Below are 12732 nucleotides of genomic sequence, written 5' to 3'. Positions count from 1 at the left end.
CTTGAGCGTCGCGTCACGGTCAGTCGGTGTCGGGCGATCGGGGGACGAAGGCCACTCCCGACGAGGGGGAGGGCCAGCCACCGGCGAGCCCGGCGGGAGCCGTGGCCAGCACCAACGTGGTGCCGGGGGTCGGCGATCCGCTGAGGACGTTCTCGGGTTCCGACCCGATCGAACGCCCGAGCACCCCGTCGGCCAGGAGCCGACCGAGGCGCTCACTGCTCGCCAGCGAGAGCCGCTGCAGGAATCGGAAGGCGATGTCGGAGGCCAGGTCCGACCGATCGCTGAACCGCAAGTCAACTGTCAGCAAGGTATCGCCGGCACCGAAGAGTCGGAACTGAGCGGTGGGACCCGACAGGCGATCGGTCGAGGGGTCACCTTCGATCTCCGCGGGCCAATCACCGTGATCGCGTCGGGCGGCCTCGGTGCCGGGGCCTCGGAACGTCAGGCGAGCGGCCGAGCAGCCGAGCGTTTCGGCCGTTTCGGTCATGATCTCCAGGACGCGATCGGAGTCGGCGGCCAGCTCGACGCGCTGGATCGCTTCCCAGGTGATCTTGGCGGCGCGGCGTTCCTGGCGACCCCGCACCATCCGGGCCGCCAGATCGTTTCGCAGTTCCGCCAGCTCGTTGCGACGGCTGTAGAGGATGACGACGAAGGCCGAGCAACCGGAGCTTCCGAGGATCAGAGCCAGCACATCGCTTCGCATGGCCACTCCGAGCAGGACGACACCGCAGAGAAAAGCGGTGAAACTGTAAAGCATGGCCGCGGCCTGTCTCGGGTCGAGCCCGAGGCCGATCAGGACGTGGTGGACGTGGCGGCGGTCGGCAGCCGTCAGGGGGAGGTTGCGCACCCATCGGCGGAAGATAGCCAGGGCGGTGTCGGAGATCGGCAAGCCCATGGCGAGGATCGGCAGGAGGATGGAGACGGCCATCGTCCCTTTGAGCGAGCCCTGAATGCCGATGACGCCGATCAGCATGCCGATCAGAAGGCTCCCGCTGTCGCCGAGAAAGATGCAGGCCGGATGCCAGTTGTACAGCAAGAAGCCGGCCAGGCCGCCGGCAAGCGCCGCCCCCATCAGGGCCGAGCCGTAGTTGCTCAGGGCGACGGCCACGAGCATCATCGTGCCGGCAACAATCAGCCCGACGCCCGAGGCCAGACCGTCCATTCCATCAATCAAGTTCCAGATGTTCATGCATCCGAGGAACCAGAGCAAGGTGACGGCGATGCTCGGCAGGTCGAGCAGCAAGGTTTCGGGACGGCCGGGGAAGCCGAGGGTGAAGGGCAGGCTCAGCGAAAGCTCGAGGCCGAGGATTTCGACCGATTCGATCCGGATGCCCCCCGCGTAAAGAAGCATCACGGCCACTGCCTGGCCGAGCAGCTTGGCCCGGGGTGTGACGCCGATCGTGTCGTCGACGACACCGAGGAGCAAGACCACCCCCGCGGCCATACCGATCCAGACGAGCGAATCGGCCCAGGAGGTCAATCCTGGCCAGTCGGGCATCAGGCCGCCAAAGGTCAAGGCTCCCAGGCCGACCGACAGTCCGACCGCCAGACCCAGGCCACCGAGTCGCGGCGTGGCTCCCTTGTGGACCCGGCGGAACTGATCGGGCCGATCGATGGCCCCGGCCCAGATGGCCAGTCGGGTGACGATCGGCGTGGCCAGCACGCAGCCGAGGAACGAGAGCGCGAAGACGAGCAGGTAGGAATCGGGCGTCATGGACCGGCACCAGCTCCATCCGGCCCGGACGTGCGAACTGAACACAACGCCCACCGGGGGCGTGGTCAATGGTTCGCAAGCATCCGTGCTCGATTGCGAATCCTTCGATTCCATTCGACGGAGACGATCCGACAGTCGATCAGGACCGCGGACCCAGCCTGATTGACCGTACCGGATCAATCAGGTCGGCGAAAGGCTATTGCCTCTGACCGATCCTCTGACAAAACGGTTGGGTCATCATGACAGGAAACTCCTCCTTGATGTTTCGCGAGGGGTGTAATCACTCAGGAGTCGGAAGTGACGAGCAGTTCCGAGAATTCCAAAAGGGCTCGAAGACGGGCCTGAATGGCGAAACGTTCCGAGTTGTCTTTCCCGCCGTTGGTGATCGAGCGGCCGTAGTATGAACCGGGACGTGGCGAGGGTCAAGAGGGAATCGGTCCTCCGGTGGAATCGGTGGTCGAGACTCCAGGAACACATGCGCTGGTGTTCGATGTTGAAGTGGGTCGGCGTTGGACATGGGGGCGAGACAAGAACCAGCTTCCCGCTCTCGGGATCGAACCCGTGGGAGGAGGGGCCGGAGGATCGCGCTGAGGGCGGCTGGTTCCTGAGGTTGGGGGTCTCAGGTATGATCGATTCCCGAGCTTCCGCAGCGTGGGGTTTGAGGAACGAAGGCTTCGGGATCGTCGAGCTTGTGAGAGACCTCATTCTTGGGACGGCGGGTCATATTGATCATGGGAAGACGTCGCTGGTCCGCGCCCTGACCGGCGTCGATACCGACCGTTTGCCCGCGGAAAAGCAACGGGGCATCACGATTGATCTGGGGTTTGCCGCGCTCGACCTGGGAGAGGTCCGGATTGGCCTGGTGGACGTTCCCGGCCACGAGCGGTTCATCAGGAACATGTTAGCTGGTGCCACGGGGTTCGATCTGGCCTTGCTGGTGATCGCGGCAGACGACTCGGTGATGCCGCAAACGCGGGAACATCTGGAAATCCTTCGGCTGCTGGGGTTGCGATCCGGGTTGATTGCCCTGACCAAGTGCGACATGGCCAGCGAGGACTGGCTCGATCTGGTCGAGGAGGATGTTCGGACGCTGGTGGCCGGAACGTTTCTGGAAGGGGCGCCCATCGTTCGCACCTCGGCCGTGACCGGGTTGGGGATTGAGGAGTTGCGATCGACCCTGGCCACCCTGGCCTCGGCCATTCCGAGCGTTTCGACCGAGGCACCGTTTCGGATGGCGATCGACCGATGCTTCACGGTCGCCGGGCATGGCACGGTGGTCACGGGAACGATCGTCTCGGGCGCGGTGAGCGTGGGAGACGAGCTGGAGTGGCTGCCCGAGGGGCGTCGGCTTCGGGTCCGAGGGCTGCATCGTCACGCTCAGGCGGTGGATCGGATTGATCGGGGAGCGCGGGCGGCGATCAACCTGGCGGGGGTGCATCACTCGGAGATCCACAGAGGGCAAGAGCTGGCGACCCCTGGGTTTCTTCGACCGTCGGTGGTGCTGTCGGCCGCGCTGAGGGCCTCGGCCGAGGCGCCTCGGCCCTTGAGGCATCGAGCCCGGTATCGGTTGCACCTGGGAACGGCCGAGGTGACGGCCTCGCTGTCCTTGCTCGACGGTCCAGAACTGGCACCGGGCCAGGAAGGGTTCGCCCAGTTTTTTCTGGGAGAGCCGGTCGTGGCCGAGTATGGCCAGCCGTTCGTGATCCGAGAGGAAAGCCCCCCGTGGACCGTCGGCGGCGGTCAGATCCTTCAACCAGTTGCGAAACGAATCCGGCGAAAGGACCTGCGCGATCGAGAACGGCTGGAGCAATTGCATCGTGGCGACCCGATCGAGCGGGCCAGCGCGGTGATGGGTTCGTATCAACTGGAGCCGTGGTCGAACCTCGACCTGGCACGAGACGCCGGGCTCGATCCCGATGAGGTGGATCGAGTGGTGGCCGAGGCCCGATCAAGTGGCGAGCTCATTGATTTGCCGGTCGGTCCGAGACGGACGATCCGGATTGTCCGATCGCATCTGGAAACGTTGGAAGATCGGGTGGTGCGAGCGGTGGGCCGTTTGCATGAACGGAACCCGAGGCTTTCCAGTGTCAGGCGGTCGAGCGTGCTGGGGACCTTGAGCGACCTGAAAAGTGAGTCGCTAGTCGGGGCGGTGATTGACCGTCTGGCGAAGACGGGACGCCTGGTTGCCACCGATCGGACGGTGGCGCTGGCCGGGTATCAGCCGCAATTGACCCAGGCCGAGCGCCGGCTCAAAACCGAGTTGCTCGACGCGCATCGGGGGACCGGCTTCGCGCCGCCGATGGTCGCGGAGTTGCTCGATCGGGCCGGGAATCGGCGGGAGATCGTCCCGGAACTGCTCGATCTGCTGGCGGAGGAAGGGCATCTGGCGGCGGTCGAACCGCGAGCATTGTATCTCGACGCCGATACCGACGTGCAGCTCAAACGTTTGGTGAGCGATCGCCTGCGGGACGGATCGACGATCAGCATGGCCGAGCTACGCGACCTGCTCGGAACATCGAGAAAGTATGCAGTGCCGATCGGAGAATATCTGGATCGGATTGGCCTGACGATCCGAGACGGAGATCTCCGGCGGCTTGGAGCGGTGACGGAGGAACCCGTGGGATGACGACCGATTGGGAAGACCACCCGGGCGATCGACCAGACCCCTCGGCCTTTCGCCGATTGCCTCCCGTTCATGCCCTGATGTCTCGGCCCGAACTGACCGAGGCGATCGAGGCAAACGGTCGAGAAGCGGTCGTGTCCGTCGTCCGCGCCGTGCTGGAGGAGGCTCGGACGGCCATCGCTCGCGGGGTGGCATCGACCACGCTGGAGGGGGAAGACGAGGTCCTCAGTGGTGTGCTGGATCGGCTCGCTCAGGATCGGCCGAGCTTGCGGCCGGTCATCAATGCCACGGGGGTCTTGCTGCATACCGGACTCGGGCGAGCCCCCCTGGCGAGGGAGGCCAGCGAGGCCGTCGCCCGCGTGGCCAGCGGCTACAGCAATCTGGAATTCGATCTGGACCAGGGGACCCGAGGGCGGCGATCGAGTGGTGTCGCGGCCCTGCTGCGTCGGTTGACCGGGGCAGAGGCCGCGGCGGTCGTGAATAACAATGCCGGGGCGACCATGATTGCGCTTCGGGCCCTGGCAAGCGGTCGAGAGGTGATTGTCTCTCGCGGGCAACTGGTCGAGATCGGCGGCAGCTACCGCTTGCCGGAAGTCTTCGAAAGCTCCGGGGCCAGACTCCGAGAAGTCGGCACGACGAACAAAACACGCCTGAGCGATTACGAGCGGGCGATCGGTCCCGAAACGGCGGCCATTCTCCGGGTGCATCCGAGCAACTACCGGATTGTCGGCTTCACGGAATCGGTCGGCATCGCCGACCTGGCAATGCTGGGGCGATCGAAGGGCTTGCTCACGATTGACGACATCGGCTCCGGGGCGATCGGGCCGGGGCGACCGCCGGGGATCGTGGGAGAGCCGACGGTAATCGAGGCGATCGAGGCCGGGGCCGATCTGGTGCTTTGTTCGGGGGATAAGTTGCTTGGCGGGCCTCAGTGCGGGTTGTTGATCGGCAAGGCAGAGGTGGTACGGCGGATCGAACGCGATCCGATGATGCGAGCCTTGCGTGTCGACAAGATGACCTTGGCGGCACTTGAGGTCACACTCCGCCTGGCGATCGACGCGGAACGAGGAGCGCGGTCGATTCCGCTCTGGCGGTTCCTGTCGGTCCCGGTCGAGCGATTGGGGGATCGGGCCGATCGGCTGGCCGATCGGCTCCGGGAGACACTCGGAATGACAGCTTCGAGTGAATGGTCGCAGGCATATCTCGGCGGCGGCAGTGCGCCGGATGCGGCGATCGCGTCGGCTTGCGTTCGGATCGAGCCTCCCCTGCCCGGCCGATGCTCGGGAGCGACCGAGGCGAGCCGGGCCTTGCGGATGGGAGAACCGAGCGTGGTTTGCCGGGTGCAGCACGGGGCGCTCTGGTTCGATCTCCGCGCCGTGGCTGAAGGGGACGACGAGGCGATCGTTCAGGCGATCGAAGGGCTGGTCCGCGCCTGATCAGGACACCCCGGCTTGTCCGAGACGGGTCATCGTGCCTAGGATACAGGAATGTCGAACGATCGCTCAGAACGCGATCGGGAATCGTGCATCGGAACACGATGTGGAGAGGTGATGATGGGTCGGCGGGTGGTCCTGGCAATGAGTGGCGGTGTCGATAGCTCGGTGGCCGCTCATTTGCTCAAGCAACAGGGATACGAGGTCATCGGCCTGTTCATGAGGACCGGAGCCCACGCCGAGACCGCCGAACGCCGGGCCAAGACCTGTTGCAGCGTGACCGATGCGCTCGATGCCCAGGCCGTGGCCGATCGGCTGGACATCCCCTTCTTCGCCCTCGACTTCGAACGCGACTTCAGCCGGATCATGGATAACTTCGCCGACGAGTATCTCGCCGGCCGGACGCCGAATCCGTGCGTACTTTGCAACGTCTGGCTGAAGTTTGGCAAGCTCTGGGCCTATGGCAAGCAGGTTGGGGCCGATTTCGTGGCGACGGGCCACCATGCGAGGATCGTCACCGACCCGGACGGCTCGCCCCAGATCGCTCGGGCGCTGGATGCGGGGAAGGATCAGTCGTACGTTCTGTTCGGTCTTCGTCGCGAGTTGTTGCCGAACGTGCTCTTGCCGGTTGGCGAGTACTCGAAGGAGGCGATTCGTGACCTGGCCCGGGAGCTAGCCTTGCCGGTCCACAACAAGCAAGATAGCCAGGAAATTTGCTTCATTCCCGATGACGATTATTTGCGATTTGTGCGGGATCGTCGTCCGGGGTCGAGTGAGCCCGGTCGAATCGTTGATGAGGACGGCAACGAAGTGGCTCGGCACGAGGGGATCGAGGGATTCACGATCGGCCAGCGCCGCGGCCTGGGGATCGCCTTTGGCGAGCCGCGCTACGTGGTGCAGATCGAGCCCCAATCGAAGACCGTGACCGTCGGCCGCCGCGAAGCACTTGAAAAAGGTGGCCTGGAAGCCAATCGGTTCAACTGGCAGGTGCCTCGTCCTAAAGGCCCCCTGGCCTGCTCGGCTCAGATCCGGGCCAGGCATCGGGCCGTGCCTGCGGTGGTGGAACCGCTCGACGGTGACCGAGTTCGTGTGCGTTTCGACTCGCCCCAGCCGGCAGTGACTCCGGGACAGATCGTGACGGTTTACGATGGCGATCTGGTGCTGGGGGGAGGGTGGATTGACTGCGCGATTGATCCGGCCGATGTTGCCTGAACGCATCACTGCAGGGAATCAGTCGCGAATCATGCTGTCACAGGCCCCGTTGATCCTGCGTAGTAAGACATGAACAGTGGGGAAATCTGGCAATGACGCGGATTCGCCCTGTTCAATAAAAAGACTCTGGAATCCTGGCTTCGTCAATCGAATCGGTTAAAATCGACGTTCGTTGATCGGTTCGGTTGCTGAGGCATACGACGCATCGAGGGGCGTCCCCAACGACGGGGACGCATCGGTGCCGGGAAACGTTGAATTCGACTCGCCCGAGACATGCGGGCTGAGGACGGGTTGGAACACCCTTCAGGTGACCCGGATTCCTGGGGCCCCGGAGCGGGTGGCCGATCGTGATGTTCGCCGATCGTGAGGTCGTTGCGTGCGACGACCCATGACCATCAACTCAGTGCGTTGCCCAAAATTGCTTCCGGGCGGCGCTCTGCCGGGGTCGGTGCTTGTCCTGTGGGGGACTCGGTCCCGGGACGTGGCGTCCCATCCCGATCTGGCACCTCGTGATTCGAGACGGGCGAAATTTCGGCAGCATCGACCGGAATTGGAGCGCAAGTGGTGCCAGGTTCGATGTCGGGTCGTATGGTCGATTTTGAGGAGACTGAGGACACATCGCAACGATGGCAGGAATCGGACGGCAGACCTCTGGGGATGTCGGACGATTGGACCGGAACCTCCTCAGCCACCGCGTTCCCCGAGACTGCCTCGCGATGAGCCAGGAACGGGGCTGCATCCAAGAGGGACGAGCCATGTTAAAGGAACGATCGCAGGGAGTCGCCACGGCCCCGCAACTGTCGGAGATCGAGTCGATGGGAAGATGGACCGATCGCCACGCATCGGACCAGGCCCGACGTGCCTCCGCGGCTCGCCAAACCAGTGGACGGCGACGCAAGATCGACCCGACGACCAGTGAACGGGACTACTCTCCCGAAGAACTTGAGTTCATGACCGCGATGCAGGAATACAAGCGGCGAAGCGGCCGCATGTTTCCCACCTGGAGCGAGGTGCTGGAAGTCCTGCATGAGCTTGGCTACGAGAAGCACGCTGCGAGCGACGATGGCCGTCTGCTCTCCCAAGCTGCGGGTCCGGTCGCCCGACCATGATTGGTCCGCCGAGGCGGCCCCGGTTGACAAGGCGAAGGTCTCGGCGCTAAGGTGGTGCCCGATCTCGTCACGTCGACGACCTCGCCCCGGCCACGATCCGCAGTGACCCGTCCATGAGTGTTCGGACCCGATTTGCCCCCAGCCCGACCGGATTCCTTCACATCGGAGGGGTTCGCACGGCCCTGTTCAACTGGTTGCTCGCCCGTCATCACGGTGGGCAGTTCGTCCTCCGGATTGACGACACGGATCAGCAACGGCACGTCGAACGGGCCGTCTCCCTGATTCTGCAAGGGTTCCGCTGGCTGGGCATGGACTGGGACGAAGGCCCCGAGATCGGCGGTGACCACGGACCGTACTTCCAGTCGCAACGCGGCCATCTCTACCAAGAGGCCGCCGAGCGGTTGGTCGCGTCGGGGCGGGTCTATCGCGATTACTCGACCGAGTCCGAGCGCGCGGCCGACAAGGCCGCCGCCGAGGCCGAGAAACGCGCGTACCGATTTCGTCGCAAACCCTTGACCGACGACCAGATCGAACAGTTCGAGATGGAAGGTCGGCCTTACGCGCTGCGGTTCGAGGTCCCGCTTGGTCAGACCCTCGTGGTCAACGACCTGATCAAGGGGCCGGTCGAGATGAAGACCGACGAGGTGGCCGACTTCGTCATCGTTCGCCCCGACGGCTCGCCGCTCTATAACTTCGCCAGCGTGATCGACGACGCCGAGATGAAGATCACGCACGTCGTCCGAGCCGAGGAACACCTGACCAACACGTTCCCGCAACTGCTCATCTTCGATGCCCTCGGTTATCCGTTGCCGCAATTTGCCCATGTTCCCTATGTGGCGGCCCCGGGCTCGAAGAAGAAGCTGTCGAAGCGGGACGGGGCCGTGGGGTTGCATGAGTTCATCAACGAGGGGTACTTGCCCGAGGGGATGCTCAACTACCTCGCTCGGCTTGGATGGAGCTACGACGAGACGACCGAGATGTTTTCCCGAGCCGACCTGATCGAGAAATTCTCGCTCGATCGCGTCAACAGCTCCCCCGCCAGTCACGACCCGGACAAGCTGTTCTGGATCGAAGGGGAATGGATGAAAGTGGCCGAGCTGGACCGGAAGGTCCACCTGACTGCCCCTTATATCCAGCATGCCGACGAGTTTGTGGCCTGGAGCCGCCGTCGGAAGGATCGGAAGGAAGATCCGCCGGCGGCCGAGGATCAGGAGATCCTGGCATTCCTTCAGAAGCCCTCCGAGGTTTCGGAGGCCGAGGCCGAGCGGTACAAGCAGGTGATCGAGGCCCTGGGCGATCGGCTCAAGGTGGCGTCGGACATCATCAAGCTGGGCCGCTACTTCTTCTCCGAGGAGATCAGCTACGACCCCGACGCCGTGAAGAAGCGGCTCCGCAAGGAAGGGGTGCCCGAAATCCTCGAAGCGATCCAGGGGATTTTGGCCGAGGTCGAGCCGTTCGACCTGGAGACCCTTGAAGCTCGGATCAAAGGGTACGCCGAATCTCAAGGGGAAGGGATCGGCAAGGTGGTCAACGCCGTTCGGGTGGCCACGACCGGCCAGGGAGTGGGACCGGGCCTGTACGACTGCCTGGTCATTCTCGGCCGAGAGTCCTGCATCGACCGGATTGCCCAGACCCGGGCGATGCTGGCCGAATCCTGACCGTCAATTGTGTTTCTTGAGACGACGTTTCTCTCGTTTCCCGCTGCTCGTGTTGCACCAAGGCCGAACATCGAATCATGCGCACCTTCGTCACCGGTTCCATCGCTTACGATTACATCATGGTTTTCCCTGGCAAGTTCCGCGAGCACATCTTGCCGGAGAAGATGCATGTGTTGAGCGTCTCATTCCTGGTGGATTCGCTCAAGCGGCAGCGCGGCGGGACCGGGGCAAACATTGCCTACAACCTCGCCTTGCTCGGGAACCGGCCGATGCTGGTCGGGGCCGTGGGTGAAGACTTCGGCGAGTATCACAAGTGGCTCGAACAGCACGGCGTGGATTTGTCGGGCGTGAAGACGCACTCGGGAGAATTTACCTCCTCGTGTTTCATCAATAACGACCTGCAAGACAACCAGATCACGGCCTTCTATCCCGGCGCGATGGTTCATGCCGCGGCGGTCTCGCCGATCGAGTTCGGAGCCTCGGATCGAGACCTGGTGGTCATCGCGCCGAACGATCCGAAGGCGATGGCCCGGTATGCCGCCGAATGCACCGAGCGAGGAATCCCGTATCTGTACGATCCCTCGATGCAGATTCCTCGGATGTCGAAGGAGGAGTTTGAAGAAGGCTGTAAGGGGGCGAAGGTCCTGATCGGCAACGACTATGAGTTTGGCATGATGGCCGAGAAGCTCGGTGTGGCCGAACAGGAACTGCACCAGCGGGTGCCGATCACGGTTGTGACCAAGGGGGAAGCCGGTGCGACGATCGTGGCCGACGGCCAGAGCTTCGACATTCCCCCCGCGAAGCCGAATCAGGTTGTCGACCCGACCGGAGCGGGCGATGCCTTCCGCGCGGGCCTGATTACCGGCATGGCCCGCGGCCTCTCGTGGCCGACCGCCGGCCGCATCGCCGCCCTGACGGCCGTTCACGCCGTCGAGCATATGGGACCGCAGGAGCATTCCTACTCGATCGCCGAGTTCGTCGAGCGCTATCGGGCGAATTACGGAGCCTCGGACGAGGTCGAGACGCTCCTGAAATAATCGCCACGGTCTCGGGAGGGCTGGGCATCTTCCGGCCCTCTCCACGCAGAATCGTCCCTTCCTTGGGGGCCATCAAGGGGAGGCGAGCGGTGGGAGCGATGACCCGGACGTTTCTGGCGGTTGCTCTGCCCGATCCGACCCGCACGGCCATTGAGTGCCTCCAGGGAGAGCTGCGAGCGTCGTGGCCCGGCCTTCGGTGGACCGCCCCCGAACAGCTCCACCTGACCCTCGCCTTCCTCGGTGACGTGCCGACGAACGAGATTGATCGGCTTGGCGACGCTCTTGACGGGACCGTGGGGTCCATCCCCCGGTTCGCTCTGGAACTCCAGGGGTTGGGGGCGTTTCCGAGCCCAGGCCGGGCTCGGGTCCTCTGGGTCGGGATCGTGGGCGAGGCGCTGACGTTGCTGGAGGCGTTGCAGCGATCCGTTGTTGAGGCGACCTCGTCGGCTGGGCATCCGCCGGCGGACCATCGGTTCCACCCTCACGTCACGATGGCGCGGTCGAAGACGGGCCGAGGACCGTCGCCGAATCTGGTGGCGCTGTGTGATCGGTATGAGACGTGGAAGGCAGGAGCGTTTCCCGTCGAGGCGGTTCTGCTGATGGCCTCGGAGCTGACGCCCAGGGGACCGATTTACCGGGTCTTGCGATCTGCGCCTTTGGCCGCGACATCGACTTGACTTCTCCCCCTTCGGCGCGATAGATTGGTGTCCTTGCGTACAGGAATGATGGGGTGAGGTCCGTAACGACGATCTCCAAGGGGAGGCGATGCCGTGGCCCGGAAGTCTAGTGCGAGTGCGGCGGCGGATACCAAGGCGACGGCATCGGTTTCGGCCGAGCAAAAGGCGCTGAACACGACGATCAGCCAGATTGAGAAGTCGTTCGGCGCCGGGGCGATCATGAGGCTCGGTGAGCAGAGCCACCTGAACATCGCGGGGATCTCGACCGGCGCCCTGTCGCTCGACCTGGCCCTGGGAGGAAAAGGCTTGCCCCGAGGCCGAATCATCGAGCTGTTCGGCCCCGAATCGAGCGGTAAGACGACCATCGCCCTTCATGCCGTGGCCAGCGCCCAGCGAGCCGGCGGGGTGGCGGCGGTGATTGATGCCGAGCACGCGCTCGACCCGTCGTGGTGCAAGCGGCTGGGGGTCGATATCGAGTCGTTGCTGGTCAGTCAGCCGAGCAGTGCCGAGGAGGCGCTCCAGATCGCCGAGATGCTGGTCATGTCGAACGCGGTCGATGTGATCGTGCTGGACTCGGTGGCCGCGCTGGTGCCCAAGGCGGAAATTGAGGGTGAGATCGGCGATAGCCATGTCGGCCTTCAGGCCCGCTTGATGAGCCAGGCCTTGCGGAAGCTGACCGGCGGCGTGTCGCGGTCGAAGAGCGTGATGATCTTCATCAACCAGATCCGCGAGAAGATCGGCGTGATGTTCGGCAGCCCCGAGACGACGCCCGGCGGCCGGGCCTTGAAGTTCTACAGCTCGTGCCGAATCGACGTGCGGCGGATCGGCTCGGTCAAGGATGGCGAGGATGTCGTCGGCAGCCGGGTGAAAGTGAAGATTGTCAAGAACAAGGTCGCGCCGCCGTTTCGCGTCTGTGAGTTCGACATGATGTACGACCAGGGGATCAGCCGCGAAGGCGACCTGATGGATCTTGGCATCACGGACAAGATCATCGAAAAGTCGGGTTCCTGGTTCAACTACGGCGATACCCGACTTGGCCAGGGGCGCGAGAACGCCAAGCAGTTCCTCCGCGATAATCCGGCGATTACCGAGGAAATCACGGCCCGGATTCTCGCCAAGCACAACCCGGGGGAGGCCGTTTATCCTCCTCCGGGCGACAACGGCGAGCTGATGGATGACGAGTCGGAGGTTTTCGCCGAGGAGTGACCGACCGACCGGGGCCGGGCTTGGTTCGCTTGGCACAAGCTCGGCCTTTGTCTTGTCGATCCG

At 64.0% G+C, this 12732-nt stretch carries 9 protein-coding genes; 8 read left to right on the top strand and 1 reads right to left on the bottom strand.

The genetic code is table 11. The features are described from left to right. Positions 1–19: 19 nt before the first annotated feature. Positions 20–1714 (bottom strand): glycosyltransferase family 4 protein, encoded by a 1695-nt coding sequence (locus tag GA615_RS05835; RefSeq protein WP_152050327.1) that lies wholly within the window; start codon positions 1712–1714, stop codon positions 20–22. A gap of 691 nt (positions 1715–2405) precedes the next feature. On the opposite strand from GA615_RS05835, the gene selB reads away from it, so the two are divergent. The 8 genes from selB to recA all read left to right on the top strand — a co-directional run bounded on the left by selB (position 2406) and on the right by recA (position 12669). After that, positions 2406–4340 carry a selenocysteine-specific translation elongation factor gene (gene selB, locus GA615_RS05830; RefSeq protein ID WP_161602194.1) on the top strand — a complete coding sequence of 645 codons (1935 nt, stop codon included), beginning with the start codon at positions 2406–2408 and terminating at the stop codon, positions 4338–4340. Then, on the top strand, positions 4337–5773 hold the full coding sequence (gene selA, locus GA615_RS05825) for an L-seryl-tRNA(Sec) selenium transferase (RefSeq protein ID WP_152050325.1): 1437 nt from the start codon (positions 4337–4339) through the stop codon (positions 5771–5773). The genes selB and selA overlap by 4 nt, the downstream gene beginning before the upstream one ends. 117 nt (positions 5774–5890) lie before the next feature. Then, positions 5891–6982, top strand: coding sequence for a tRNA 2-thiouridine(34) synthase MnmA (mnmA, locus tag GA615_RS05820; protein ID WP_152050394.1), 1092 nt, complete (start codon positions 5891–5893; stop codon positions 6980–6982). A gap of 815 nt (positions 6983–7797) precedes the next feature. After that, positions 7798–8091, top strand: a complete 294-nt coding sequence (locus GA615_RS05815; protein ID WP_235905142.1) for a hypothetical protein — start codon at positions 7798–7800, stop codon at positions 8089–8091. Between the two features lie 113 nt (positions 8092–8204). Beyond that, positions 8205–9749, top strand: a complete 1545-nt coding sequence (gltX, locus tag GA615_RS05810) for a glutamate--tRNA ligase (protein WP_152050323.1) — start codon at positions 8205–8207, stop codon at positions 9747–9749. A 77-nt stretch (positions 9750–9826) separates the two neighbouring features. Beyond that, complete coding sequence (locus GA615_RS05805) at positions 9827–10786, top strand: carbohydrate kinase family protein (protein WP_152050322.1); 960 nt, start codon at positions 9827–9829, stop codon at positions 10784–10786. Between the two features lie 98 nt (positions 10787–10884). After that, entirely contained in the window at positions 10885–11463 is a 579-nt protein-coding gene (gene thpR, locus GA615_RS05800) for an RNA 2',3'-cyclic phosphodiesterase (protein ID WP_152050321.1), read from the top strand. Positions 11464–11556: 93 nt separating this feature from the next. Continuing rightward, positions 11557–12669, top strand: coding sequence for a recombinase RecA (gene recA / locus GA615_RS05795; RefSeq protein WP_152050320.1), 1113 nt, complete (start codon positions 11557–11559; stop codon positions 12667–12669). Positions 12670–12732 lie beyond the last annotated feature (63 nt).

Source organism: Tautonia marina (assembly GCF_009177065.1).
GTDB lineage: Bacteria > Planctomycetota > Planctomycetia > Isosphaerales > Isosphaeraceae > Tautonia > Tautonia marina.
Note: the sequence above shows the minus strand (reverse complement) of the source record. Positions and strands in the feature narration are given on the sequence as shown.

What these genes read in the sequence shown, in the direction of transcription:
- GA615_RS05835 (WP_152050327.1), bottom strand. Translation starts at nt 1,714, where the DNA reads ATGACGCCCGATTCCTACCTGCTCGTCTTCGCGCTCTCGTTCCTCGGC.
- selA (WP_152050325.1), top strand. Translation starts at nt 4,337, where the DNA reads ATGACGACCGATTGGGAAGACCACCCGGGCGATCGACCAGACCCCTCG.
- mnmA (WP_152050394.1), top strand. Translation starts at nt 5,891, where the DNA reads ATGGGTCGGCGGGTGGTCCTGGCAATGAGTGGCGGTGTCGATAGCTCG.
- GA615_RS05815 (WP_235905142.1), top strand. Translation starts at nt 7,798, where the DNA reads ATGGGAAGATGGACCGATCGCCACGCATCGGACCAGGCCCGACGTGCC.
- gltX (WP_152050323.1), top strand. Translation starts at nt 8,205, where the DNA reads ATGAGTGTTCGGACCCGATTTGCCCCCAGCCCGACCGGATTCCTTCAC.
- GA615_RS05805 (WP_152050322.1), top strand. Translation starts at nt 9,827, where the DNA reads ATGCGCACCTTCGTCACCGGTTCCATCGCTTACGATTACATCATGGTT.
- thpR (WP_152050321.1), top strand. Translation starts at nt 10,885, where the DNA reads ATGACCCGGACGTTTCTGGCGGTTGCTCTGCCCGATCCGACCCGCACG.